The following is a 26,091-nucleotide window of genomic DNA, read 5'->3' as shown; positions in this document are numbered from 1 at the left end:
TGTTATTATGCGGTCCAAATGATGGCGCCCACCCACCAAACGGTCGAGAGGACACCCAAAATACCAGCTAATTGCACAAAGTAGCGCTTGAACAAGAGGTCATATTCGCGGTACACGGTCACCCCTACCCACACGAGTGCCACAATGCAGGCGGCAAAGGCGCACACGAACAGATAATCAGGATGTGACCAGGTTAACAAGATGATCCCCACGGCGTTGACGACCGGAATCAGGAGCAGTAGTGGCTGCAGGCCACGACGATGATGTGCTAAAACCCACAGTGCTAGCGTCACCACTAACCAAACGAGGGGCAGAACGAGACCGACTGTATGCATGTAATTCACCTCTACAACAGATTGTACCAAAATTTTTCTGTGCTGTGGTGGCGCTTTGGTTGTATACGTGGAGTGACTCGGGTAGGCGGAAGAATCGTGACCTTGTGGTTACTGACCTGGTTTGTGCGACCCCGCCACCGCCAACTTCGCACTTAATTCACCGTCCATTTGCTCAAGCCGGCAAAACAATGTACAATGCTGACAGGAAGAACGTAATCGTCACGGAGGTGTACGTATGAGCAAGGTTAACGTCAGCAAGGTCAAGGCCGAAAAGGAACATAAATCCACTTTTCAACACGTCACCCAGGTTTTTGTTTGGGTCATGATTCTCATCACGGTTCTCGGTGTGGTCTTTACCGCCGTGTCCGCATTCCAATAAACAATTATCGACTTAAAAAGCGTGTGCCGTCGCGGCACGCGCTTTTTTTCGTTCCCTGAAAATTTACGGTTTCCGTAACAATTGCGGTGCCAAACGGTCCACCAGAATGACGGCAATCAACGTAGCCACCATCGTGACAACGGCCGAACCACCATTAATAACTAGCGAGTACAACCACGCCGCCTGTCCGTGCGGCGCGTAACTGCCCCAGAAAATCCAGCCGGCAATGAAGTGCCAAAAATACTTGGCGCAGGTACCAACACACACCGCCGCCACCAACGCGAGACGGCGGCGCCCAGGCCCACCCTGCTGAAACGCACGGTATGCCACGCCCGCTAACCCCGCGCACGTGAATGCAATCGGGTATTCCACGACACCCTGGATGGGGTTCAGCACGCTCCCTGAGGCCAAGCCAAACAGAATCATGTCCAGCACGCCCCAGATAAGGCCGCCCATCATTGCTGGGCCCATCCCCCGCCGTAGCGCGAGCACCACAATGGGAATCATTCCCCACTCCAACTCAATTGCTGACACCCCCGTCGTGTGGGGGATCACGTGCAACGCGGTCGCAACCGCCGCCATGACGGCGACTTCTACCATAATTCGTACCCGTTCCCTTGCCATACAAAAGCCTCCTTTGCGTAACGTCTAGCGACACCGACCCACCACAAAGGAGGCAATTTTGCCCCAATTCACAATCCCTACGCTCGTACTAACGAAACAGGTTCGAAGGGTATCTCTCAGCCTCACGGCACCCCTTTGTGAAGGTTTTTAAATCATGACTTTAATGACACACTTACACCCATAGATTACGCACTTACGCCCCTAACGTCAACATCAGTCGACATTAGGGGCGTAAGTGATTACCCAACACGTTAATTGGTTGCCGTACCAAACCACTTGCGTTGTAGTTTAGCAATCGTGCCGTTCTTCTTTAAAGCCTTCAAACCAGCGTTAATTTTTGCGTCCAGTTCCGTGTCACCTTTACGCATCCCCACGGCGAACTGCTCGGCGGGGAACGTACCATTCACGATGCGGTACTTCTTGGGATTTGGTTGGTGGGCGACGTAGTACCGGGCGTACACCCCATCAATCGCGATGCCCTGAATCCGGCCCGCGTTCAAATCGATGAAGGCCTTGTCGTAAGTGTCATACAGTACGGGCTGCTTTCCCTTGACGATATCCTTAAGCTTCTTCGGTTCAGCGTCAATATCAGCGGCCCCGCTAGAGTCCGTCTGGGCACCAACCGTCTTCCCCGCCATGTCGGCAAAGGACTTAATGTTATCGCTCCGCTTGGTGACCAACACTTGGTAGTTCTTCAAGTAGGAATGCGACATCAATACCTGTTTTTTCCGTTGTGGCGTCACGGTGTACCCGTTCCAAATCAGGTCGATGGTTTGGTTACGCAACTCGGTTTCCTTCATGGACCAGTCGATGGTCTGGAAGTCCGCCTTAATGCCGTAGCGCTTGAAGACGGCTCGCGCTAAATCGATATCGAAGCCCTCCAGGGAACCATTCTTTTCACGGAACCCCATGGGGACGAAGGTATCATCCAAGCCAATAACGACCTTCTTAGTTTTTTCAATACGCGGCCAGGAATTCTTAGCCGTCGTGCGCGCACAGGCTGATAAGTTGGTGACTGCGACTAGCGCCAACAAGCCCGCAATTACTACCTTCCAAAATTTGCGCATCATTTACGCCTCCGTTCCCGTCGGCATCGTAAAGACGTTATCCGCCACACTCCGGGCAAACTCCATGTCGTGAGTCACCACGACCTGGGTCATGCCGCCCTCCTTGAGCTGGTTGACCAGACCCGCCACGTTGTCGCGTAGCGCGGGGTCCAACGCACTTGTAGGTTCATCATAGAGGAGTACCTGGGGATCCAAAGCCAAAGCGCGCGCAATCGCGACCCGCTGCTTTTGTCCACCAGACAACGTGTACGGATAAGCGTCCGCTTGCTCCGTCAGTTCCAGTTGCTGCATCAGCTTATCCGCCCGCTGGTCCGCTGCGGCTTTGTCAATCCCGGTCAATGTGGGGGCAAGCGTGATATTGCGCCGCACGGTGTACTGTGGAAATAATTCAAAGCCCTGGAACACCACCCCAAGGATGCCCTGTTCACGCAACTGTTCGGGTGTAGTTGGTTGCCCATCCCAAGTGATGGTCCCAGCATCCGCCGTTTCGAGCCCGGCAATGATGCGTAGCAACGTCGTTTTACCAACCCCGGAAGGACCCACGATGGCCAACGTCTGGCTATCAGGCACCTGCAGGTTGAGACCGTTCAGGATGGTCCGACTACCAAATTTTTTAATAATTCCACTTAATTCTAGCATGTTCATTCCTCCTAACGGTAAAAGGCAAAGCGCTTCTCAACCCGCTTCTGGGCGATGGTCAAGATAAACGTTAGTACCAGGTAAATCAGCCCGACTAACAGGTACGGTACCAACGTGACGTCACGGCTAGCGGCAATGTTCCCCGCGCGGAGCAGATCGCCAATCCCGATGACGTACACCAACGAACTATCCTTGATCAGGTTAATGGTTTCATTACCAATACTTGGTAACACAATCTTGGTGATCTGGCCCATGATGACGTAGCGGAAAGTTTGCCACCGGGACATCTTCAGCACCGTGGCAGCTTCAAACTGCCCCTTGTCGATGGCTTGGTAACCACCACGGAAGATTTCAGCGAAGTATGCAGCGTAGTTCAGGATGAACGTGACCAGGACCGCAGAGTTACGGTCGAACACGATGTGAATCGTCGGCAAACCATAAAAGATAAAGATCATTTGGAGCAGTAACGGCGTCCCCCGGAAAATCCAGGTGTACGCGCTCAGCACCCAGCGTAGTACCACGGCCAGGGGGTTCTTGGACCGTGACCCGAGCCCTGGTGACAATACCAAGCCTAAGGGTAAAGCACAAATCAACGTAATAACAAAGACCCATAACGTGGTCCAGGTACCCTTTAACAGGGCCGGCATAATTCCAATAATGTATTCCATAATCATTTCCCCCTTCAATTTAAAAGGCGCCCTCCGTGACTACCATGGTAGTCACAGAGGGCGCCACGCGCGGTTCCACCTCTGATACGTTAGCCGCTCACACGACTAACCTCATGTGGTTGCCGCCCACCCAGTTGCGATGATTAGACCCACGAGCACAAAAAAGCCCCCTGACGGCCGTAGCCATCAGAGGGCGAATTTAATTTCGCGGTTCCACCTCATGTACGTAACACCGTCACCAGTATTACCTCAACTGGTTGCACAAACAACCACGGCGCTAACGGGCCCAACCGAGGACGCCTACTAACAGACTTCAACGTCCCACTCGCGGATGTGAGGCTAAATGGTGGTTCCCCGCTTTCCAGCAACGCGGGGTCTCTGTGCACCAGCGCACCTAACCGATTCCGTTCAAAGATTTATGTAACAATTGATTGACTCTTAATCTACACTCACTTAAATCTAATGTCAACTACCAACGGCGACAAAATTTCATTTTTTGTTTAACCCTCTACCGGTGGAATAGGCGGTGCCAAAAACCAGTCTTTTGTTCCGTGACTGGTAGCAAAGCCACCGTCTCACCCAACAAGCGGCGCGCCACGTTGCGGTACCGCTTGCTGGCGTCATCGTCAGGATCCATGACAACCGTTTCACCCTTGTTGGACTGCACGATCACATCGTCATCATCGGTGATCAAACCGAGCAGATCAATTCCTAGATGTTGCGTTACCTCATCCACGTCCATCGCGGTGCCGTTTTGGACCATGTGGGGCCGTACGCGATTGATGATCAACTTCGGGGGTAACGACATGTTGGACTGTTCGATTAGCCCCACGACCCGGTCGGCATCACTGACGGCCGATACTTCCGGTGTAGTAACCACGATGGCCCCGTCAGCGCCGGCAATGGCGTTGCGGAACCCTTGCTCGATCCCGGCTGGTGAGTCGAGAATGATGAAGTCAAAGTCGGGCTTCAATTCGGCCACGATGGCCGCCACTTGTTCGGGCTCCAGCGCGTCTTTGTCCGCATTCTGGGGAGCCGGCAATAAGTATAAATTGTCGTCGAACCGCTTATCCTTAATGAGCGCTTGACGCAACTTGGCTCGGCCCGTGGCAACATCCACAATGTCGTAGATAATGCGATTAGACAAACCTAACACGGCATCCAAATTGCGTAGACCAATGTCCAGATCCAGCAGCACCACACGCTTGCCGCGTAATGCCAAAGCCGTCCCAATATTAGCACTGGTGGTAGTTTTACCGACCCCACCCTTGCCTGAGGTCACAACGTAACTTGTTCCCATCATTTATCCTCCACTTGATCAAAGATCCACGGCCGCAGTTGCTGCAACTGCACACTGGGTACGAAGTTCAACATGTGTGCGTCGTCCATGTAGCAGCAATCCGCCGTTGCGGGGTGCTCCTCGTCAATAATTGCGACTGCATCAGCCAACCGTACCTGGGCTAAATGGGACATATCGCCCACCACCACGGCACGGGCATTGTCGGGAAAACCAGCGTGAACCACACCCTCGGCCTGACCCAATAAGTATACCGAACCAGTGGCCTTGATGCTCGCGCCCGGATGGAGTACACCCGTAAAAACGACGTCGCCCTCATAGTGTAGGTCCTGACCGGAGCGGACCACCCCACCAGCAAAGTGGGTCCGGGCCGCCGCGACTTTGGCCGCTGCAACCTGGGCATCGATCACGTCCGCGGTCAAAGCACTGACCGCGAAACGCGGATAATCGTCAAACACATGGTCCAGCTGCTGCCGTTGATCTTCCGTCAACAACCGGTTGCCCGTCGTGACCGTAAAACTAACGTTACCTTCGGGTGTCTCCGCGTACAAATGCGCGATTAGATCATGCAGCTGCGCCACAATAGCGTCAAAGCTGGCGTTTTCGTCCAGCCGCAGGGTGAATCCCTCCGAGCTGGCCTTCAACACAACAGCGTCCACAACGCACCCCTCCATCCAGTTATTAGTCTTGCGTTAATTTTACCAGTAATCGTGACAAAGCGTAGTAGATAATCGCAAAAAGAATAATATTCACGGTCAACCCGGGCGCGATATGTTCCGAAATCAGTGCCCCCACCGATGCAGTGGTACTACCCAACATCAATGCCACCACGTAGTTCGCCACTTCCTGCAGGGTCTCGGCAATCACGCACACTGCCCAGACAAACAGCCACTTACGCGGAATAATGGGCCGCACCTGCATGACCACGAACACAATCAACGGAATAATGAACGTATTCACGCCCAGAATGCCCGTGTAAAAACAATCAGTGATCAGACCAGCACCAATGGCAATTGCCATCGTCCACGTTTCCTGGGGCACAAAGATGACCACCAACACCAGACTTAACAGCGTTAGTTGTGGTACCCCCGTGTAAGTTGGCCGCATGATCCACTGGCCCAAGACGTGCGATAGGGCGCCATCAAGCAATACGGCCAGGTAGACGGTCACAATGGCGACCCAGTGACGGGTAAATCTCTTTTCGTCCACGACGTTACCCCCCAATTGTCCGCTTAATGACGGTCACAACGTCCATATCGTCCAGGTTACCAGCAGGCTTGATGTACACCTTATCAGCCAAGCCGTAGTTGTCAGTTTTGACTGCGGCCACCGTCCCGATGAGCAAGCCCTTCGGCGTTAACCCACCCAGGCCCGAAGTCATGACCTTACTACCTTTTTTGATGGTCTGGTTTGTCGCAATTTGCCCCAAAACGAGCTCACCGCGGGCCTTGTTATAACCGGTGATGACCCCGTTGACCGCCTTACCGCTAGTGCGCACCACTTCCGCCGCAAACCGATTGGCAGTCGAGCTATTAGTACTGATCATTTCAACTTTGGAATTAGTCTTGTTCACCTCAACGATTCGGCCGACCAGGCCCGAGCCAGACATCACGGGCATATTTTTACGAATTCCTGCCACGGAACCCTTATTAATGACCACCGTGTTTGTCCAGTCGGATGGAGAACGCGAGATTACCGCTGCTGACATGGTGCTGTAATCCGTCAGTGTGGCCTTCAACTTCAGTTCTTTTTTTAGCTGCTTGTTCTCTTGCCGTAACGACTGATTTTGTACCTTGGTCTGGGCTAAATCATCTAGGCTCGACTTCAACCGCTCGTTTTCGGAGTAAGTATTGAACAGGTTCGCCACGTCATCCAACCCGTGACTGATGCCGTTGGCGGGTAACGCGACCACCCAACTGGTGATGCCCACTACGTCATTACCCACCTGCTGAACAACTGGTGGCGTATTTTTATCGTTGCGTACACTTACAGATGCCGCAATTAAGCCCACGCAGACTAGTAGCGACACCATGAGTATAATTAACCGTTTGTTTGAAAAAAACTTTTGCATGCTTCCCCTCCAGGGCGACATTCATCGCCCTGCTTCTCCTGGCGTTCAGCACGCGGATCTGCGTGACCCCGCAGTCAGGGTCCGGACCCGCCTCATCAAAAAAGGCCGGGGCAAAAAACTTGTCCCGGCCCTCCCTGCTACTCTACTTCTTCTTCATCGCTTCGATGTTCTTCAGGGATTCACCGGTACCGGTGGCAACACAATCCAGTGGGTCCTGCGCAATAAAGACTGGCACTTTCGTTGCGTCACTAATGACACCGTCAATACCCTTCAAGAGAGCACCACCGCCAGTCAGAACAATGCCGTGGTCAATCACGTCAGCGGCAATTTCAGGAGAAGTTTCTTCCAACGTCTCCTTGATGGCCGTAATGATTTCCTGGACGATTTCGTTGATGGCTTTAGCGACGTCCACCGCCTCAATGTCCACCGTTTCGGGCAAACCGGTCAGGAGGTTCCGCCCACGAATTGAGGTGCCTTCAATATCCTTAGCTTCTTCAACCGATGCGGAACCAATGGCAATCTTAATGTCTTCCGCCGTCCGCTCACCAATGAGCAGACTGAACTTCTGACGTACGTAAGTAATAATAGCTTCGTCGATCTTGTCACCAGCCATCCGGATGGACCGGCTGGAAACAATCCCGCCCAAAGAGATGGTGGCCACATCAGTGGTCCCACCACCGATATCAACGACCATACTGCCAGTAGGGTCCATTACGGGCAACCCAGCACCGATAGCAGCAGCGTACGGTTCTTCAATCACGTATGCTTCCTTGGCACCAGCCACCTTAGCGGCATCAATCACGGCACGCTTTTCAACCTCGGTAACGCCGCTGGGCACACAAACCATTACGTACGGGTGGGAATTGCCGCCCAACGCCTTTTGGATAAAGTACTTCAGCATGGCCGCGGTGGTGTCGTAGTCGGCAATCACCCCGTCTTTCATTGGCCGGATGGCCGTCAAATTAACTGGCGTCCGTCCAATCATGTCTCGTGCTTCGGTGCCGACCGCGGTGATTTCACCCGTGTGGGTTTCCTTAGCCACAACGGAAGGCTCGCGCAAGACAATGCCCTTACCCTCAACGTAAACCAAGGTGTTCGCCGTACCTAAATCAATTCCGATATTTTTAGTCCCTAATCCAAACAAGCCGTTCTCTCCTTTGGGCATCATGAAAATTCTAACAAAAGCAGTATATCACAGTTACCGTTGATACCAATGCTCGCTGATGAAAATTACATAGTCTTATTCTTTCTTTATAATCCCAGAATAATATTTTCAGGACCCACTTGGAAAATCTGGGCGGTGCAACACAAAAAGGCAGTGCGGCATCACCACCGCACCACCAACAAACAAGTTTTCTAAATATAGCCGTGTTCACGAAACGAGACGTAATCCGTACTACCAATGACAAGGTGGTCCACCAAGGCGATCCCGACCATGTTACTGGCTTCCAGCACACTGGCCGTCACCTCGATGTCGGCCGGACTAGGTTCTGGGTCACCGCTGGGGTGGTTGTGCACCATCAATATCTGCGCGGCCCCGTACACCAACGCCTGTCGCAACAAGACTCGCTGGTCAATGAGGCTACTTTCGATGCCACCAATCGACACGGTCTCCTGCTTGATCACCTGGTTTTTCACGTCCAAGTACAGCACTAACATCTCTTCATGAGCGTACCCGGCAAAACGCCGCATCATGGTTGCACCCAACTCCCCCGCACTCACCACCTTACCATGGCGAACAGCGAGGCGAGCTTGAGCGCGAGCCCCTAACTCCAGCATAAGCCTCACCTTGCGCGCCACCACGTCACTAACGCCCGCTAACATAGCGAGGTCCGCCGCGGTTGCCGCCGCTAAACGTTCCATATCTGGATACCGCTGTTGCAGTGATTGGACCGCCTGGCTCACGTCCGCCGCCCCCGCAGTACGTACCGCGGCGGTCAATAATTCGTGGTCGGCCAACAAGTTGGCGGCCGTTGGGGTCACAGTGGCCGATTCATTTTGGGTCAAGACTACCACCTCCTTGCAAAGATATTTCGCAAGCAGGCGTTTAACAACTACTTGGTGCCCAACAAAGTTTGCCGGACATCACTCACGAGGTAGAGCGAGCCCATGATTACCACGGTCCGGCTCGCGTCACCAGCGAGGATCAACGCCAATGCGTCCTGCCAGCTAGGCGATACGTCCGCGTCGGAATCCACCGCGGTATACTCAGTTGCCGTGGCCGCCCGGGGATTATCCGGTACTGGCACGTAAATCACCGGCCACTCGGTGCGGGCCAGCTGGCCCATCATTGTGTCCAGATCCTTATCGTGCAAAATGCCCGCGATAATGACCACGTCACCAGCACCGCCAAAGAGGCTGACGGCCCCAAGTGCATGGCGCATCCCGTCCGGATTGTGCGCACCATCCAGGACGATGGTCGGTTCGGTACTGATGACCTCCATGCGGGCCGGCACGGTGGCTGCCTGCAAGCCGCGCTTTATTTCCATCGGCTTGAGCGGCCACTGCTGCCGCCGGGCATAGGTTTTAGCTGCCCGTACCGCCACCGCAGCATTGTGGGCCTGGTAATCCCCAGCCAAAGGAACCCACAGCCCCGACAAACTACCCTCACCATCCTGGTACTTGAAGGCCGTACCACCATTCTTATAGTGCACACCACTAATTGCAAACGCATCACCCAGGCTGGCCAACTTACTGCCCACGGCAGTGGTACGTTCGCGCACGGGTCCCATCGCGTCGGCCACTAAATCCGCCGTCACCGTATCGCAACCGGACTTGATGATACCCGATTTTTCAGTCGCAATGGCCGCAATGGTGTGTCCCAAGATGCGGGTATGGTCCAACGCCACGTTCGTAATGACGGCCACGTCGGGCTGAATCACCGTGGTGGCGTCATGGGCACCACCGATACCCACCTCGATCACCGCTACGTCCACGTTATGTTGCGCGAACGCCGCAAAGCCCATCGCGGTCACAAATTCAAACTCCTTGAGGACAAAGTCCGAATCCTGGGCCCGCAATTCCGTATAAATGCCGGCCACCTGTTGCGCCAAATTAAGCAACTCCGCATCACTAATAGGGGTACGGTCAATCTGAATGCGCTCGTTAAACCGGTTAATAAATGGTGATGTAAACATTCCCACGGTCAACCCGCTCCGTTGCAAGATGCTCGCAATCATGTTGGTGGTGGAACCCTTACCATTCGTCCCGGTCACGTGAATAAAGTGGCCGTGGCGCTCAGGATGGTCCAGTGCCGCCAACACCTTCAGCAGGTTCGTGTGGTCTGCCGTTTTGGTTAAGCGGGGTAAATTGTGAATAAACGCCAACGCGCCGTCATAATCAGTAAACATCGTTCGTCCTCCTATCGCTCTGAACGTTACCCGTGCACACGCATAACGGTGGCTGATCAACCCCCAAGCCGCTTGCTCGTTAGCCTTATTTTACCATGCTCAACGTGGGTATTTATCGTTCAAACCCAATTGCAGCCATAACAAAACCGCCGCAACGGGTTTATGTGGCTCCCGTTCACGGCGGTTAGTGACTACGTTTACTTTTGAGCGGCATCAAGTTGCGCGAGACGCTCGTTAGCGGCGTTTTGCTCAGCCACAAAGCCGGCCCGCTTCTGCTTCTGCTCCTCAATCACGGCGTCTGGCGCGTTCTTAATGAACCCAGGGTTACCCAACTTCTTGTCAATGCGGGTAATCTCACCATCCAACTTCTTGAGGGTTTTCTGCAACCGGGCAGTTTCCTTGTCAAAGTCGACCAGTTCGGCTAACGGTACGTAGACCGTGGCGCCAGCCATCACGGCTGAAGCGGACTTCTGCGCTTCCTTAACCTCAGCGCCTTCAGGCAGGATTTCCAGGGTCTTGGTGTGCAGGAAGCGGTCCAAGACCTCCCGGTTCGAGGTGAAGGCATCCTCTAGGTGGTTATCATTCAAGGATATAATCACGTCGATTGGTGTACTCAACGGTGCGTTCACGTCGTTCCGAATCTTCCGTACGGCCCGAATCAGGTCCAGCACGTTAGTCATCTCCGCCACGGCTTCATCGTCCGCAAATTCTGCGTGCACCACTGGGTAGGCCGCAGTAACGATCGAATCGCCCTTATGCGGCATGGTCAGCCACAGCTTTTCGGTGACGAACGGCATGATTGGATGCAACAGCCGTAGAATCTGGTCCAATACGTAAACTAGGTTGTTACGCTTCTCGGCCTTGGCGGCCTCATCGTCACCGGTCAACGTGGCCTTGCTGATTTCAATGTACCAATCAGCAAATTCGCTCCAGATAAAGTTGTACAGGTCACGTCCAGCTTCACCAAACTCAAACTTATCAAACTTAGCGGTGACACTCGCCACAGTCCGGTTCAGTTCGGCAAAGATCCACTTGTCCGCCAAGTCAAATTTGCTGGTATCCGGCATGTGGGCTGGTGCCTGGTCATCGTCCAGGTTCATCATGATGTAGCGCGATACATTCCAAATTTTGTTGATGAAGTTCCACGCGGAGTCCATCTGGGTGTAACTGAACCGCGCATCCTGACCTGGCGTCGTCCCATTAGCCAGGAACCACCGCAAGGCGTCAGTCCCGTACTTGTTGATCACGTCGATCGGGTCGATCCCGTTCCCCAGGGACTTACTCATCTTGCGACCCTGCTCATCGCGCATCAACCCGTGAATCAATACGTGTTCAAACGGCCGCTGACCGGTAAAGTGCAGACCCTGGAACATCATCCGCGCTACCCAGAACGGGATAATGTCATAGCCAGTCACCAGCGTGTTGGTTGGGTAGTAGCGCTTGTAATCCGCAGCGTCAGTATCCGGCCACCCCAAAGTGGAGAATGGCCACAGTGCAGAACTAAACCAGGTGTCCAGCACGTCAGGATCCTGTTCCCAGTTCTCAGCGTCCTTGGGCGCTTCCATCCCGACATACATTTCACCAGTTTCCTTGTTAAACCAGGCAGGAATGCGGTGGCCCCACCATAGCTGCCGGGAAATAACCCAGTCGTGAATATTCTCCATCCAGTTAGTCAGGGTGTGTTCAAACCGGCCTGGTACAAAGTCGACCTTGTTGTCCGTCTTTTGGTTGGCCAAGAGCTTCTCGGCTAACGGCTTCATCTTGACGAACCACTGGGTCGACAGACGGGCTTCCACCTGCACACCCGTCCGTTCGGAGTGACCAACGGAGTGGACGATTGGCTCGATCTTAATTAAGTCGCCAGATGCCTGCAGATCCTTAACCAGGGCTTCACGACAATCAAAGCGGTCCATCCCGGCGTACTTACCGGCTTCATCGTTCATGGTCCCGTCGTCATTCATACAGTTGATTCGCTCCAAGTCGTGGCGCAGACCAACCTGGAAGTCGTTCGGGTCGTGGGCTGGCGTAATCTTAACGGCCCCGGTCCCAAAGTCCATATCGGCGTGCTCATCGGCAATAATCGGAATTTCGCGGCCGACGCCGGGCACGATTACCTTCTTGCCGATCATCTTTTCATAGCGGGGGTCGTGGCGATTAACCGCGACCGCGGTATCACCAAACATGGTTTCCGGACGCGTCGTAGCAATTTCAATGCCACCCGGCGTACCATCCGCAAATTTGTAGATCATGTGGTAGAAGGCACCCTTGTCATCTTGGTGAATGACTTCAATGTCAGATAAGGCAGTCCGCGCTTGCGGATCCCAGTTAACAATGTACTCACCACGGTAAATCAAGCCCTGGTTGTACAAGTCCACAAACACCTTGCGCACGGCTTTGGACAAGCCCGCATCCAGCGTGAACCGTTCACGGTCGTAGTCCAATGATAGGCCCATTTTGCCCCATTGGTTCCGGATGATTTTGCTGAACTCATCCTTCCATTCCCACACCTTGTCCACGAACTTTTCGCGACCCAGGTCGTAGCGGGTAATACCCTGTTCACGCAGCTTGGCTTCAACCTTAGCCTGCGTGGCGATCCCAGCATGGTCCATCCCCGGGAGGTACAGGGTGTCGTAGCCCTGCATCCGCTTTTGCCGAATGATCATGTCCTGCAACGTCGTGTCCCAAGCGTGCCCCATGTGCAGTTTACCCGTGACGTTTGGCGGCGGAATTACGATTGTGTACGGTTTGGCTTGCTTGTTACCACTAGGCTTAAAGACGCCCGCGTCGACCCACTCCTGATAACGTCCCGCTTCGACGGATTGTGGGTCGTACTTTGGCGCTAATTCATGTTTAGTCATATCACTTCACCCCGTTAAATTTTACTTATCGTCACGCAAAAATACCGTCAACCTGCACACCCGGAGAACAAAAAAACTCGTCCTAATCATCAATTAGGACGAGTTAACTCGCGGTGCCACCTAAATTGGTTGCCAGCTGGCAACCCCCTCAGTACGGATAACGGCCGTAGCCGACCACCCCTACTCAAACGTTCAGGGTGGCACTCACAAGCTACAATTACTAAGCCGGTCGCAACTTCCACTCGCCGTTGCGTCTCTGTGTAACCGAACCTAATAACCCTCTTGCTCAACGTGTTGGCTTCAGTATAGCTGATAGCCCGCATGCGGTCAACGGGTGGTTGCCCGTAAATTACGGCCGCAACGCGCACCATTACCGGTGCTTTACAGCAACTCGGCAATGATGTCCTGCTGCTGGTTCATGTACTCGTCACCGACCTTGATCTCGGTGACCTTGATACCATCCAGCGCCTCCTGCATTAACCCATCTACGTCAATGAAGGTTTCGTAATAGCGTGACTTGTCCAGCTTGGGTTGCGTCTTTGGTGACGGCGGTGCAAAGATGGTGCAGCAATCCTCAAACGGCATGATGGACAACTCGTAGGTATCAATATCCTCGGCCTGCGCGATAATTTCGGTCTTGTCCATCGTCGCAACGGGACGCACGATCGGCATCGTGGTCACGTCGTTAATCGCCGCCATGGACGCCAACGTCTGACTGGCCACCTGACCAACCGATTCGCCGTTAAAGATAGCTAGGTCGCCCCGCTGCTTCGAAATTGCCTCCGTCAACCGCAACATGAGCCGCCGCTGAATCGTCATCAAGTAGCCCTCAGGTACTTTGGCCTTAATCTCTTCCTGAATGTGCGTAAACGGTACCTGAATGAAGTTGATGCGGCCCACGTAAGGCGTGAGCTTAGCCGTTAACTGCTTGGCTTTGTTCAACGCGTTTTCGCTGGTGTATGGCGGGCTAAAAAAATGCACCATTTCAATATCGACCCCACGCTTCAGCGCCAGGTAAGCCGCCACCGGGGAATCGATCCCCCCACTCAACATCATGGTAGCGTGGCCGGCCGTGCCGACCGGCAAACCGCCCGCACCCTGGATGGTCTCCGTTGACAGGTAGATGCCGTCAATGCGCACCTCCACACGGAGCGTAGCGTCAGGATGCTTCATCTTGACTTGCAGGTCAGGCCGCGCATCGGTGAGGTAATCACCCATAGCCCGGTCCATCCCGTAAGTATCCAACGGGTACTGTTTGTCGGCCCGCTTGGTTTGCACCTTAAACGTGCTACCAGCCGGCACCGTCTCGTTGATCAGGTCCAAAGCCACTTGCTTGACCTGGTCCAAATCATCTTTGCCTACCTTGATGGATGGTGAGAAGGTCTGGATACCAAAGACATGGCTCAACACGTCCATGATGGGCTGTGCTGCCGTGCCGTTCAGTTCAATGTGCAACCGGTCACGCTTGGGCCGAATCGTCAATTGATCAGTGTACTGGTGTAACGCCTTGACGATGTTGCCCTGGAGTCGACCGATAAAGGCCCGCCGGTTCTTACCCTTCGTGGATAGCTCGCCGTAACGCACCATAATTTCACTATATTCCATATTACTCTGTCCTCTTTATCGTTAGTGGCTGCTCGTCGCCGTCAGCTTCTGGAACTCGGCGTGGACCTTATCAAAGGCCCGCTCGAACGCCTTGGCTTCGGCCATTGTGTTCTGCTCGTCCAGGCTGATTCGAATCGCACTGGTGGCCAAATTATCCGGTACGTGCATGGCCTTGAGCGTGCTACTTTCATCCCCCGAGCGGCTGGAGCAAGCACTGGTCGTGGACATGAAGATACCCTCGTGCTCAAACGCATGCACAATGGTCTCACCCCGGACGCCCGCAATCGCAAGCGTCAAAATGTGGGGCGCGTAGCCGGCATCTAGTTGGCTAAACAACGTGACGTCATCCTGCTGGTTCACGTAGTTGGCGATTTCCGTCCGGATGGCCTGTTCCCGCGCAACGTTAGCGTCCTCATCCGCGAGGCACACGCGCAAGGCTTTGGCCATCGCGGCGATTCCCGGTGTATTTTCGGTTCCGCTACGCCAATCACGCTCCTGACCGCCGCCCGCCATCAGTGGGTCAATCATCCGGCCGGCTTTCGCAAAGATAAAGCCCGTACCGCGAGGAGCATGGAACTTGTGGCCCGAGAACGTCAGGAAGTCGATCCGCGGGTGGCGAATCTTAGCCAACACGCCTTTGCCCACGGACTGCACTGCGTCGACGTGGTAGTGGATCGTCGGGTAATCCTGCAGCAAGTCACCAATCTGGTCAATGGGCTGGATGCTGCCGACCTCGTTGTTCACGGCCATGACGGACACCATGATGGTATCGGGACGAATGGCCGCCCGCACGTCGTCCACGCTGACAAAGCCGCGACTATCCACTGGTAAGTAGGTCACGTCAAAACCCAGCTTTTCCAATTGGGCCATGCTGTTGCGCACAGCCGGGTGCTCGATTTGGGTCGTAATCAGGTGTTTACCAAATTGACGCTTGGCCATCGCCGTTCCCTTGATGATCCAGTTATCACCCTCGGTCCCACCGCTGGTAAAGTAGATTTCCTCTGGCTGGGCGTGAATGAGTTGCGCAATCTGCGCGCGTGATTGTTCGACCACCGCGCGGGCCTGATCCCCTAAATTGTGCAGTGAACTAGGATTGCCAAAAAAGTCTGTGGCCACCGTCCGGTAGGTGTCCAACACACTGTCCAGTGGCTTGGTCGTTGCACTATTATCGAAATATATCATCGTGTATGTCCTTCCAAAAAATAAGTAATGTCGTACCGCATTATAACAGGTTTTCGGGAACAGGCAAAGCCCTGGTGTGGTCCATCGCGCCACCCATGCACCTGGCAGTACTGTAACTAGCGAAAAGGCGGAGCCCTTACGCTCCGCCTGCCTCATCCTGTATGTCCGCCAACGTTAGACGTTGTCTTGACTAGCCAAGTAGGCATCTTCCACCCGCTTGTAGCTCCCGGGAACGGCTTCTTCCAACGCGGTCGCCAGATTGTCCGCCGCTTCTTTATACCGGTATTCGTTGTACAGTGCGCGACTCTTGCGCGCTGCTTCTGCTACCTCTGGATGTTCATCCCGGTAGCGGTTAGCCGCTTGTAGCAGTTGGGCGGTCATGCCTACCGCATCCACGATGGCCCGACCTTCGTCCTCCAAATCGCTTACGTCACTAGCTAAGCCCACCAGCTGTTGGTTGATGTCATCCAAATCAATTTTGACCTGATCCAGGGCCGTCGCAATCGTGTCCACCTCGGACTGGACGTGGTGCAGCCGGTCCGTATAACTTTCCGGCAGGCCAGGCAGTTGTAGTTGATCCAGCGACCGCTGTACGGTACGCATCGTGGTGACTTGAGTCTTAAGTGCGGTGTTGGCGGACTTCTCGCCCTCCTTCAGTTTGGAAACCGCCGCATTGATGGCCACCTGCCGCTCTTCAATGGCCTTCAACCGCGTTGTAGCACTATCCATGTGCTCGGCAATCACGGAGAAGACCGCGGTGTGATCATCAATGGCCGCTAAGTCGGCCTGATGTTGCCGGTCAAAGGTGACCAGTTCCTCACGTAGGCCCTTAGCCTCCTTTATTTCACCATTATTGAGGGTGTAGCTTTGGTTCAAGTGATCCAGTTCCAGCATCAACGCGTGGTTCTGCCGCTGCGCGTGTGCAATAAATTCGGTGACCATGTCGCTGTCACGCTCGACTGTGCGCCGCGCCGTCATTTCCTTCTCCATAGCGGCGTACATACTGTCAATCGCATCCGCCGCCGCTTGGTTATCCGACTGGGCCTGCTTAAGGTCCATGGCCGCCAAAGCCTTATCACTAGCGTCCATCTGGGTGTGCACCTGCTTGATGACCGCCGGGATATCCACTTCGGGAAAATGGAAGTTATGTTTCGTCAGTGAATCATACGACGACTGAATTTCCTCCAACTGCTCCGGGAAAACTTTGACCAGGTCCGTCACCAACGGCGGCACGGCCGCAACGTTGTCAGCCAGCGTTCCCACGCTTTGCTTCAAGTCCTTCAATGCACTGGCCGCTGCCTGGTGGTCGCCAGCCGCGGTGATCTTTGCAACGTTGGCAAACTGCTCAGCCAGTTCTGATAGTTCCTGCTCAAAAGCCGGCATGGCACTGCCATACGCGAAGTTTTTGGCCAACAAGTCTTTCCGTGCTGACTGGTACGTAGCCTGCAACTCATCCAGCAAGCGTTGGTTAGTGGCCTGCGCTGCTTGTAGTTGCTGTAACTCTGCATCCACCTGCGCGTACTTTTTGGATAACGTAGCGAGTTTTTCCCGGGCCTCCTGCAACTGTTCGCGGACCACGGCAAACCGAAACTGGGCGTTCGCCGTTTCCAGCTCTAGTAAAATGGCCTCCACGTCAGCTCCCGGGCCCTCACTAGCCTGCTGGTATTCCCGTTCCAGGCGCGTCAGGGTCTTGAGACTTTCGCCACCCAAATGTGCCCCCTTGAGGACGTGAATCGTCTGTTCGATATCCGCGTTGGCCAGACCCGCAGATTGCGCGTCCAGTTCACTGATTGCTTTGGCGTACCGGCCCTTGATCACCAACCCCACGATTAATGTGATTACCAACAGGACCACAATCGTCAACACTATCCACAACATTACGTGTCACCCTCTTAATCGACTACCGCTACGATTGCATTTTACACCGTTGGCGGCTACAATACCCTTATTAATAGTTAGGTATTTGTATGTACTGATTCCTATTGTCCAGTATCCCAAAAACTGGGACGACTGAGAACCCCTAATTGCAAATTACTACTGAAAGCAGGCAAATTTATGTCCCAACTAGACCCCATTGTCGTCGCCCAGGTCGACGCACTGCTCACTGATGAGCACAACCCTATCACTAACTTGGCTAACGCAGCGGCCCTACTCAACGATTCACTGACCGATGTTAACTGGGTTGGTTTCTACCTATACAATCAGACCACAAAACAATTAGACCTTGGCCCCTTCCAAGGTAAAGTTGCTTGCATGCACATTGCTCCCGGCAGTGGCGTGGTTGGCACCGCTTTTGTTAAAGGTGCAAGTTTGATTGTCCCCGATGTTCACGCCTTCGCGGGCCACATCGCTTGTGACGCTGCCAGCAACTCTGAGATCGTCGTGCCCGTGACCGTCGACGGCCAAACTATTGCCATCCTGGATATCGACTCCCCAAGCCTCGACCGGTTCTCCGCTGACGACCAGAAAACACTCACCCAGTTTGCCACGCAACTGGCCGCGCACCTTGACACAGAGGCGCTCGCTGCGGTATGCTAGCATGCGTGTAAAATAATGCAGCTGTGGGCGGCATGGTCGGCTCCAGTTGGCTAAGGAACTATTGGGTAGTAACCGCGCTGCAATGGCGAACCCCGAGGGCCAACTACCCGTGTGTTAAACCCACGAACGTTTATTTTACTCCAATAAAATTTTTTGGAGGACTACTAATATGTCTCGTTATACTGGCCCAACCTGGAAGGTTTCTCGCCGTCTGGGTCTATCCCTTTCCGGTACTGGTAAGGAACTCGCTCGTCGCCCTTATGCACCTGGTGACCATGGTCCCAACAGTCGTCGGAAGATTTCTGAATACGGTACGCAATTGCGTGAAAAGCAGAAGCTACGTTTGATGTACGGTCTGAATGAGCGCCAATTCCGTAACTTGTTCGTTCGTGCCGGTAAGATCACTGAGGGTACCCATGGTGATAACCTCATGATCCTGCTTGAACAGCGGTTGGACAACATTGTTTACCGTTTGGGCATGGCAACTACCCGTGCTCAGGCTCGTCAGCTCGTTAACCACGGCCACATCCTGGTTGATGGTAAGCGCGTTGATATTCCTTCCTACGAAGTTCAGCCTGGCCAAGAAATTAGTCTGCGCGAACGTTCTCAGAACCTGGTCGTTGTTAACGCCGCTATCGAAGCTACTGTTAGCCGCCCGGCTTACGTAGAATTCGACGAAGACAAGAAGTCAGGCAAGCTGACTCGCCTGCCACAGCGTGAAGAACTCGAACCAGAAATCGACGAAGCGCTTGTCGTTGAATACTACAACCAGATGCTGTAATTCTCCGGAATCATTGTACTGGTTGTACCAAGAAGCACCTGTTCCCTACTGGGGGAGCAGGTGCTTTTTGTATTGGGTTGATGCAAACACCACGACTCCAACGCAAAGGACACCTAGTCCACAGACTAGGTGTCCCTAAATGCATATTGACTAACATTGCCATGCGCTCAAATCAGCAGAACACTGCCACTAAACGCATGACCGTCAGATTAATCACGCTTGCGTTTCCGGTCCCACAATCCAGCTAGGCTAATTAGGGTTAGCAAACCAACTCCTAGCGCACGTAGGACGCCAGTTTGTTCATCCCCGGTCTGTGGCAAGCGACTGCCATTACGTACTTGCCCTCCAGTTTGTGGTAACTGATGTGTAGCCGCTGGGTGCCCCACTTGGGTAGCGCCAACAGCATTCGTGACCCGAGCCAGGTGTACATTGATTGCCTTGGCCGTCGTGGTCATTACCGGTGTACGCTGGGCGCCGTTATTCGTAGTCGTTCCGGCACTAACCCGGCCCGCTACTGTTGAAGTACTAGTTGCGTGGCCAGTCGCCCCCGTTGCGGGGAGACGGTTGCCACTGGCGGCACCGTGGTCATTGTGGTCGCCACCCGTGGCACCTGGTTGTGGTGCAACCGGGCTATACGTAATGACCACCGTTGTGTCAACTGGCAACATAGTCGTCAACGTTAACATCTGTGCGGGTACGTCACCACTGACCGTGTACCCAGCGATAACCGGTGAAATCACGGCCCCAAAGCTACCGTTAGGTGTGTAGATGGTTGTCCGGCTACGCCCATCACTGGTAGTGACCGCTGTGTAAGCAACCTCCTGGGTCACGGCTGCCGGTGTGGCCATCCCGGCACCATGATACACAATTGTCCGGGTAACTGGAACCGTCGCGGTTGTCACAGCCGGCTGAATGGTGATAGTTCCTTCCGTAGCACCATTGCGCTCAACAATATAATCAGCACCAACCGCGGCCTGCACCTTAGCCAAACCGGCGGCGTTTAACTGGTAATGGTACGTGTCAGCACGCACCGCATCACTAGTAACCGTGATGTCACCGTCATCCAGTGGCACGACCCGACCAGCCGCAGTAGCAGTCAGTCCTGGTGCCCCACTTGCCTGAGTGGTGCCATCATAGGTAAAGACCACATCATTCAAACGCGGTACCGTTGTGACCGGCGTGATGTTAATCATCCCTGGCTCACCAACGCTAACAACGTAATTTGCACCAACAGTTGCTTGGACTCGCGTCAGGCCCGCCTGACTTAGCTGGTAAGCATACTTACCAACATCGACGCCGTTACCAGTCAGGTCAATATCGTCACTGTGCAACTCAACGGTTTGACCGGCAACAGTAGCTGTCAACCCAGCAACCTCGCTGGCGCTAGTCCGCCCGTCGTAGGTGAAACCACCATCGCTCAACATGGTCGTGACCGCAACGGGCGTAATGGTGATGGTACCAGCGCTGCCAGCAGTAACGGTGTAATTACTGCCAAGTACCGTCTGTACTCTGTGCATACCGGCAGCGTTCACCTGGTATGCGTAAGTCCCAACATTCGTGCTGTCACCCACGACTTTGATATCCGCACCGTCAAGGTCGAGCGACCGGCCAGCAATCGTAACGGTTAATCCGGTCGCGCCACTGGCCAAAGTGTGCCCATCAAAGCCGAAGCCACCATCACTCAACGCGGTCGTGACCGTTGCGGGCATAATCGTAATTGTGCCCGTATCACCAACGCCAACACTGTAGTTGGCACCAACTGTGGCCTGCACCGTTGCTAAGCCCGTGTGACTCAACTGGTAAGCGTAACTACCAGCCGCAATGTTGTCATGAGCTACTACGATATCACCACTATCCAGGGCAACGGTCCGCCCTGCGACAGTCGCGGTCAACCCGCGGGCACTGCTGGCCGTAGTGGTTCCATCAAAGGTGAAGCTACCATCACTAAGCTTAGTCGTTGTTGCGGCCGGAGTGATGGCGATGGTGCCCCCCTCACCGACGTGAACGGTGTAATCAGAGCCAACGGCAGCCTGTACTTTGGCCAACCCAGTGGCACTCAGCTGATAATCGTAGTTGCCGGCCACAACGTCATCACCCGTGACGTCGATGTCGTCGCTACCGAGATTGATGGTCTGGCCCGCTACGGTGGCCGTCAAGCCACCAGCGGCACTGGCTGTGGTCCTTCCGTCATACGTGAAACTGTCGTCACTCAGGATAGTTGCAACCTCTGCTGGGGTGATCGTAATCATACCCTCACCACCAACACTGACCGTGTAGTTAACACCCACTGTCCGCTGAACCTTGGCTAAACCAGCGGCACTCAGCTGGTAAACGTAACCGCCAGCGGTAGTGCCATCAGCGTCAACCGCAATATCATCGCTATCCAGTTCAACCACCTGGCCAGCGACGGTGGCGGTTAACCCGCCAGCTTCACTAGCGGTCGTCGTCCCGTCAAAGGTGAAGCCGCCGTTACTTAGTGTGGTCGTTACTACAGCCGGGGTGATGGTAATTTTGCCCGTGCCACCAGCCGTCGCGGTGTAATTATGACCAACTGCATTCTGCACTTTGGTCAAACCGGCTGCATTCAACCGGTAATCATAAGCGCCAGCCGCAACATCATCGCCGGTCACCTCAATATCGGTCTGATCCAGCGCAACCGTTTTTCCAGCAACCATAGCTGTCAAGCCACTAGCGTCACTGGCCTTAGTGTGGCCATCAAAGGTGAAACCACCATCGCTTAACTTTGTCGTAGCCGTCGCGGGAGCAATGGCAACCATACCGGTACCACCAGTACCAACAGTGTAATCATTACCCACTTGGGCCTGCACCTTAGCAATACCCGCGGCGTTTAACTGGTACGTATAACTACCTGCCGCAACGCCATCGTTAACGACCTCAATATCATTGCTGTTCAAAGCCACCGTCTGACCATCAGCAGTAGCCGTCAAACCGGTGGCAGCGCTAGCTGTAGTCGTGCCATCATAAGTGAAACCACTAGTGTTCAATGTCGTCGTAATGGCCAACGGTGTAATAGTAATTGTGCCGTCTGCACCAACACTCACGGCGTAATTGTGACCCATTGCGGCCTGCACCTGAGCGAGTCCGGCCACACTTAACTGATAACGGTACTGACCAGCATGAACACCATCATTGGTAACCACAATATCGTTACTGTCCAGTTCAACACGCTGACCGGCCACAGTAGCAGTCAGACCGGTCGCCCCACTGGCCGTTGTGGTCCCGTCAAAGATGAAACCACCATTAGTCAAAGCAGTTGTGACGGCCAGCGGCGCGATGGTAATTATGCCACTATCACCAGCGCTAACAGTGTAATTAGTACCAATGGTGGCCTGCAGTTGTGCTAAGCCATTGACGTTGAGTTGATAGCTGTAACTACCAGCGTTGACGCCATCGGACGTTACCGTAATATCATTTGTCGCAAGGCTAACTGTGTGTCCGGCGGCACTGGCCGTCAAACCACTAGTTGCACTGGCCGGAGTACTCCCATCAAAGATGAAACCACCAGTACTTAATGTTGCCGTTGCGCCAGCGGGCGTAATGGTGATCGTACCAGTACCACCAGCAGTAATACGGTAATTGTTGCCCAGTTGCGCCTGGGCTTTGCTGATGCCGGCGGCAGACAACTGGTACTTGTAACTGCCAGCGGCAACGTCATCATTAATGACCTCGATGTCACGANCAGCGGACTGTACTTTGGCCAAGCCTGTTGAGTTCAACTGGTAAACGTAATCGCCCGCCGCTACATCGTCATTCGTAACATCGATGTCGCTGCTATCGAGGTCAACCGTCTGGCCGACAACACTGGCAGTTAGTTTCGGAACACCGCTGGCCTTAGTCGTGCCGTCATACGTGAAACCACCATCACTCAAGATAGTCGTCACAGCGGACTTGGCAATAGTAATCGTACCCGCATCGCCGACAGCAACCGTATAGTTACCACCAGCAGCGGACTGCACTTTGGCCAAGCCTGTTGAGTTCAACTGGTAAACGTAATCGCCCGCCGCTACATCGTCATTCGTAACATCGATGTCGCTGCTGTCGAGATCAACCGTCTGGCCGACAACAGTAGCAGTCAGTTTCGGAGCACCACTAGCCTCGGTCGTACCGTCATACGTGAAGCCACCATCGCTCAAGGCAGTCGTCANTGTGCCCGTATCACCAACGCCAACACTGTAGTTGGCACCAACTGTGGCCTGCACCGTTGCTAAGCCCGTGTGACTCAACTGGTAAGCGTAACTACCAGCCGCAATGTTGTCATGAGCTACTACGATATCACCACTATCCAGGGCAACGGTCCGCCCTGCGACAGTCGCGGTCAACCCGCGGGCACTGCTGGCCGTAGTGGTTCCATCAAAGGTGAAGCTACCATCACTAAGCTTAGTCGTTGTTGCGGCCGGAGTGATGGCGATGGTGCCCCCCTCACCGACGTGAACGGTGTAATCAGAGCCAACGGCAGCCTGTACTTTGGCCAACCCAGTGGCACTCAGCTGATAATCGTAGTTGCCGGCCACAACGTCATCACCCGTGACGTCGATGTCGTCGCTACCGAGATTGATGGTCTGGCCCGCTACGGTGGCCGTCAAGCCACCAGCGGCACTGGCTGTGGTCCTTCCGTCATACGTGAAACTGTCGTCACTCAGGATAGTTGCAACCTCTGCTGGGGTGATCGTAATCATACCCTCACCACCAACACTGACCGTGTAGTTAACACCCACTGTCCGCTGAACCTTGGCTAAACCAGCGGCACTCAGCTGGTAAACGTAACCGCCAGCGGTAGTGCCATCAGCGTCAACCGCAATATCATCGCTATCCAGTTCAACCACCTGGCCAGCGACGGTGGCGGTTAACCCGCCAGCTTCACTAGCGGTCGTCGTCCCGTCAAAGGTGAAGCCGCCGTTACTTAGTGTGGTCGTTACTACAGCCGGGGTGATGGTAATTTTGCCCGTGCCACCAGCCGTCGCGGTGTAATTATGACCAACTGCATTCTGCACTTTGGTCAAACCGGCTGCATTCAACCGGTAATCATAAGCGCCAGCCGCAACATCATCGCCGGTCACCTCAATATCGGTCTGATCCAGCGCAACCGTTTTTCCAGCAACCATAGCTGTCAAGCCACTAGCGTCACTGGCCTTAGTGTGGCCATCAAAGGTGAAACCACCATCGCTTAACTTTGTCGTAGCCGTCGCGGGAGCAATGGCAACCATACCGGTACCACCAGTACCAACAGTGTAATCATTACCCACTTGGGCCTGCACCTTAGCAATACCCGCGGCGTTTAACTGGTACGTATAACTACCTGCCGCAACGCCATCGTTAACGACCTCAATATCATTGCTGTTCAAAGCCACCGTCTGACCATCAGCAGTAGCCGTCAAACCGGTGGCAGCGCTAGCTGTAGTCGTGCCATCATAAGTGAAACCACTAGTGTTCAATGTCGTCGTAATGGCCAACGGTGTAATAGTAATTGTGCCGTCTGCACCAACACTCACGGCGTAATTGTGACCCATTGCGGCCTGCACCTGAGCGAGTCCGGCCACACTTAACTGATAACGGTACTGACCAGCATGAACACCATCATTGGTAACCACAATATCGTTACTGTCCAGTTCAACACGCTGACCGGCCACAGTAGCAGTCAGACCGGTCGCCCCACTGGCCGTTGTGGTCCCGTCAAAGATGAAACCACCATTAGTCAAAGCAGTTGTGACGGCCAGCGGCGCGATGGTAATTATGCCACTATCACCAGCGCTAACAGTGTAATTAGTACCAATGGTGGCCTGCAGTTGTGCTAAGCCATTGACGTTGAGTTGATAGCTGTAACTACCAGCGTTGACGCCATCGGACGTTACCGTAATATCATTTGTCGCAAGGCTAACTGTGTGTCCGGCGGCACTGGCCGTCAAACCACTAGTTGCACTGGCCGGAGTACTCCCATCAAAGATGAAACCACCAGTACTTAATGTTGCCGTTGCGCCAGCGGGCGTAATGGTGATCGTACCAGTACCACCAGCAGTAATACGGTAATTGTTGCCCAGTTGCGCCTGGGCTTTGCTGATGCCGGCGGCAGACAACTGGTACTTGTAACTGCCAGCGGCAACGTCATCATTAATGACCTCGATGTCACGACCATCCAAATCAATAGTCTGCATTGCGCCAGTCGCCGTTAAGCCAGCCGTGCCACTGGCCTTCGTAGCACCATCAAAGGTGAAACCACCGTTACTCAACGTCATTGTCACGGCCGCCGGGATGATTTCAATGGTGCCCGTGTTACCAACGCCAACCGTGTAATCAGAACCAACCGCGGCCGCAACTTTGTTCAACCCGACAGTACTCAGCTGGTACGTGTAATGACCAGCATTAACGCCGTCATCAACAACCTCAATATCAGTACTGGTCAAATGAATCGTCTTACCCGCTACGGTGGCGGTTAATCCGGCCGCACCGCTGGCTTTGGTTTGACCATCAAAGGTGAACCCGCCATTACTCAGACTCGTCGTATCCTTAGCTGGGACAATCTCGATTTTGCCCGGATCACCAACACTGACAGTGTAGTTAGGACCAGCCACATCCTTGACTTTGGACAAACCAGTTGCATTCAGCTGATAACTGTAATCGCCAGCAGCGGTGCCGTCGTTCGTGACGTCAATGTCACTACTATCGAGGTCAACCGTCTGGA

At 54.1% G+C, this 26,091-nt stretch carries 22 protein-coding genes, 1 riboswitch and 1 other annotated feature; of the genes, 3 read left to right on the top strand and 19 right to left on the bottom strand.

Annotated elements, in window-relative coordinates; genetic code table 11:
• Positions 1–5 precede the first annotated feature (5 nt).
• The gene (locus tag FD19_RS01000; protein ID WP_054749289.1) at positions 6–335 is read right to left on the bottom strand and encodes a hypothetical protein; all 330 of its coding nucleotides are present in this window, start codon (positions 333–335) and stop codon (positions 6–8) included.
• A gap of 235 nt (positions 336–570) precedes the next feature.
• On the opposite strand from FD19_RS01000, the gene FD19_RS09525 reads away from it, so the two are divergent.
• On the top strand, positions 571–714 hold the full coding sequence (locus FD19_RS09525) for a DUF4044 domain-containing protein (protein ID WP_082383742.1): 144 nt from the start codon (positions 571–573) through the stop codon (positions 712–714).
• A gap of 63 nt (positions 715–777) precedes the next feature.
• On the opposite strand, the gene thiT is transcribed toward FD19_RS09525, so the two are convergent.
• The 15 genes from thiT to FD19_RS00925 form a co-directional block, all read right to left on the bottom strand.
• Positions 778–1,338: an energy-coupled thiamine transporter ThiT gene (gene thiT / locus FD19_RS00995; protein WP_054749288.1), complete on the bottom strand. Its 561-nt coding sequence runs from the start codon at positions 1,336–1,338 to the stop codon at positions 778–780.
• A 57-nt stretch (positions 1,339–1,395) separates the two neighbouring features.
• Positions 1,396–1,483, bottom strand: a riboswitch (TPP riboswitch).
• Positions 1,484–1,589: 106 nt separating this feature from the next.
• A complete protein-coding gene (locus tag FD19_RS00990; protein WP_056969140.1) occupies positions 1,590–2,405 on the bottom strand; it encodes an amino acid ABC transporter substrate-binding protein in 816 nt (271 codons plus the stop codon).
• A 3-nt stretch (positions 2,406–2,408) separates the two neighbouring features.
• On the bottom strand, positions 2,409–3,044 hold the full coding sequence (locus tag FD19_RS00985) for an amino acid ABC transporter ATP-binding protein (protein WP_056968912.1): 636 nt from the start codon (positions 3,042–3,044) through the stop codon (positions 2,409–2,411).
• Between the two features lie 11 nt (positions 3,045–3,055).
• Complete coding sequence (locus tag FD19_RS00980; protein ID WP_054749287.1) at positions 3,056–3,712, bottom strand: amino acid ABC transporter permease; 657 nt, start codon at positions 3,710–3,712, stop codon at positions 3,056–3,058.
• Between the two features lie 508 nt (positions 3,713–4,220).
• Positions 4,221–5,012, bottom strand: a complete 792-nt coding sequence (gene minD / locus FD19_RS00975; protein WP_054749286.1) for a septum site-determining protein MinD — start codon at positions 5,010–5,012, stop codon at positions 4,221–4,223.
• On the bottom strand, positions 5,012–5,668 hold the full coding sequence (locus FD19_RS00970) for a septum site-determining protein MinC (RefSeq protein WP_054749285.1): 657 nt from the start codon (positions 5,666–5,668) through the stop codon (positions 5,012–5,014). Before FD19_RS00970 ends, minD begins: the two co-directional genes overlap by 1 nt.
• A 22-nt stretch (positions 5,669–5,690) precedes the next feature.
• On the bottom strand, positions 5,691–6,218 hold the full coding sequence (gene mreD, locus FD19_RS00965; protein ID WP_054749284.1) for a rod shape-determining protein MreD: 528 nt from the start codon (positions 6,216–6,218) through the stop codon (positions 5,691–5,693).
• Positions 6,219–6,222: 4 nt separating this feature from the next.
• Positions 6,223–7,080, bottom strand: a complete 858-nt coding sequence (gene mreC / locus FD19_RS00960) for a rod shape-determining protein MreC (protein ID WP_056968911.1) — start codon at positions 7,078–7,080, stop codon at positions 6,223–6,225.
• Positions 7,081–7,222: 142 nt separating this feature from the next.
• Positions 7,223–8,224 (bottom strand): rod shape-determining protein, encoded by a 1,002-nt coding sequence (locus tag FD19_RS00955; RefSeq protein WP_054749283.1) that lies wholly within the window; start codon positions 8,222–8,224, stop codon positions 7,223–7,225.
• Between the two features lie 212 nt (positions 8,225–8,436).
• The gene (locus FD19_RS00950; protein WP_056968910.1) at positions 8,437–9,087 is read right to left on the bottom strand and encodes a JAB domain-containing protein; all 651 of its coding nucleotides are present in this window, start codon (positions 9,085–9,087) and stop codon (positions 8,437–8,439) included.
• A 47-nt stretch (positions 9,088–9,134) separates the two neighbouring features.
• Positions 9,135–10,430: a bifunctional folylpolyglutamate synthase/dihydrofolate synthase gene (locus tag FD19_RS00945; RefSeq protein ID WP_054749280.1), complete on the bottom strand. Its 1,296-nt coding sequence runs from the start codon at positions 10,428–10,430 to the stop codon at positions 9,135–9,137.
• A gap of 197 nt (positions 10,431–10,627) precedes the next feature.
• Positions 10,628–13,288 carry a valine--tRNA ligase gene (locus tag FD19_RS00940; RefSeq protein WP_056968909.1) on the bottom strand — a complete coding sequence of 887 codons (2,661 nt, stop codon included), beginning with the start codon at positions 13,286–13,288 and terminating at the stop codon, positions 10,628–10,630.
• A 91-nt stretch (positions 13,289–13,379) separates the two neighbouring features.
• Positions 13,380–13,587, bottom strand: a binding site (T-box leader).
• 82 nt (positions 13,588–13,669) lie between these two features.
• A complete protein-coding gene (gene thiI / locus FD19_RS00935) occupies positions 13,670–14,893 on the bottom strand; it encodes a tRNA uracil 4-sulfurtransferase ThiI (protein WP_056968908.1) in 1,224 nt (407 codons plus the stop codon).
• Positions 14,894–14,914: 21 nt separating this feature from the next.
• Positions 14,915–16,075, bottom strand: a complete 1,161-nt coding sequence (locus FD19_RS00930; RefSeq protein ID WP_056968907.1) for a cysteine desulfurase family protein — start codon at positions 16,073–16,075, stop codon at positions 14,915–14,917.
• A gap of 174 nt (positions 16,076–16,249) precedes the next feature.
• Positions 16,250–17,953, bottom strand: coding sequence for a septation ring formation regulator EzrA (locus FD19_RS00925; RefSeq protein ID WP_054749279.1), 1,704 nt, complete (start codon positions 17,951–17,953; stop codon positions 16,250–16,252).
• Between the two features lie 177 nt (positions 17,954–18,130).
• Between FD19_RS00925 and FD19_RS00920 the strand changes: the two genes are divergently transcribed.
• Together FD19_RS00920 and rpsD are read left to right on the top strand one after the other, a co-directional pair.
• A complete protein-coding gene (locus FD19_RS00920; RefSeq protein ID WP_054749278.1) occupies positions 18,131–18,613 on the top strand; it encodes a GAF domain-containing protein in 483 nt (160 codons plus the stop codon).
• Positions 18,614–18,782: 169 nt separating this feature from the next.
• Positions 18,783–19,394, top strand: a complete 612-nt coding sequence (gene rpsD, locus FD19_RS00915) for a 30S ribosomal protein S4 (RefSeq protein ID WP_054749277.1) — start codon at positions 18,783–18,785, stop codon at positions 19,392–19,394.
• Between the two features lie 209 nt (positions 19,395–19,603).
• Here the strand turns inward: rpsD and FD19_RS10000 are convergent, their stop codons facing one another.
• The 3 genes from FD19_RS10000 to FD19_RS09840 form a co-directional block, all read right to left on the bottom strand.
• A complete protein-coding gene (locus FD19_RS10000; RefSeq protein WP_476737425.1) occupies positions 19,604–23,086 on the bottom strand; it encodes a beta strand repeat-containing protein in 3,483 nt (1,160 codons plus the stop codon).
• A gap of 8 nt (positions 23,087–23,094) precedes the next feature.
• On the bottom strand, positions 23,095–23,548 hold a 454-nt coding region (locus FD19_RS09995; protein ID WP_420836023.1), incomplete at its 3' end, for an MBG domain-containing protein.
• A gap of 12 nt (positions 23,549–23,560) precedes the next feature.
• The coding region (locus FD19_RS09840) for a beta strand repeat-containing protein (protein WP_268872332.1) at positions 23,561–26,091 on the bottom strand (2,531 nt) is incomplete at both ends.

The sequence above is a fragment of the Lacticaseibacillus thailandensis DSM 22698 = JCM 13996 genome (genome assembly GCF_001436135.1).
Lineage (GTDB): Bacteria > Bacillota > Bacilli > Lactobacillales > Lactobacillaceae > Lacticaseibacillus > Lacticaseibacillus thailandensis.
This window is presented reverse-complemented; position numbering and strand designations above follow the sequence as displayed.

What these genes read in the sequence shown, in the direction of transcription:
- FD19_RS00990 (WP_056969140.1), bottom strand. Translation starts at nt 2,405, where the DNA reads ATGCGCAAATTTTGGAAGGTAGTAATTGCGGGCTTGTTGGCGCTAGTC.
- FD19_RS01000 (WP_054749289.1), bottom strand. Translation starts at nt 335, where the DNA reads ATGCATACAGTCGGTCTCGTTCTGCCCCTCGTTTGGTTAGTGGTGACG.
- FD19_RS00980 (WP_054749287.1), bottom strand. Translation starts at nt 3,712, where the DNA reads ATGGAATACATTATTGGAATTATGCCGGCCCTGTTAAAGGGTACCTGG.
- minD (WP_054749286.1), bottom strand. Translation starts at nt 5,012, where the DNA reads ATGGGAACAAGTTACGTTGTGACCTCAGGCAAGGGTGGGGTCGGTAAA.
- thiT (WP_054749288.1), bottom strand. Translation starts at nt 1,338, where the DNA reads ATGGCAAGGGAACGGGTACGAATTATGGTAGAAGTCGCCGTCATGGCG.
- FD19_RS00920 (WP_054749278.1), top strand. Translation starts at nt 18,131, where the DNA reads ATGTCCCAACTAGACCCCATTGTCGTCGCCCAGGTCGACGCACTGCTC.
- FD19_RS00945 (WP_054749280.1), bottom strand. Translation starts at nt 10,430, where the DNA reads ATGTTTACTGATTATGACGGCGCGTTGGCGTTTATTCACAATTTACCC.
- FD19_RS00985 (WP_056968912.1), bottom strand. Translation starts at nt 3,044, where the DNA reads ATGCTAGAATTAAGTGGAATTATTAAAAAATTTGGTAGTCGGACCATC.
- FD19_RS00940 (WP_056968909.1), bottom strand. Translation starts at nt 13,288, where the DNA reads ATGACTAAACATGAATTAGCGCCAAAGTACGACCCACAATCCGTCGAA.
- rpsD (WP_054749277.1), top strand. Translation starts at nt 18,783, where the DNA reads ATGTCTCGTTATACTGGCCCAACCTGGAAGGTTTCTCGCCGTCTGGGT.
- FD19_RS09525 (WP_082383742.1), top strand. Translation starts at nt 571, where the DNA reads ATGAGCAAGGTTAACGTCAGCAAGGTCAAGGCCGAAAAGGAACATAAA.
- FD19_RS00930 (WP_056968907.1), bottom strand. Translation starts at nt 16,075, where the DNA reads ATGATATATTTCGATAATAGTGCAACGACCAAGCCACTGGACAGTGTG.
- FD19_RS00925 (WP_054749279.1), bottom strand. Translation starts at nt 17,953, where the DNA reads ATGTTGTGGATAGTGTTGACGATTGTGGTCCTGTTGGTAATCACATTA.
- thiI (WP_056968908.1), bottom strand. Translation starts at nt 14,893, where the DNA reads ATGGAATATAGTGAAATTATGGTGCGTTACGGCGAGCTATCCACGAAG.
- mreC (WP_056968911.1), bottom strand. Translation starts at nt 7,080, where the DNA reads ATGCAAAAGTTTTTTTCAAACAAACGGTTAATTATACTCATGGTGTCG.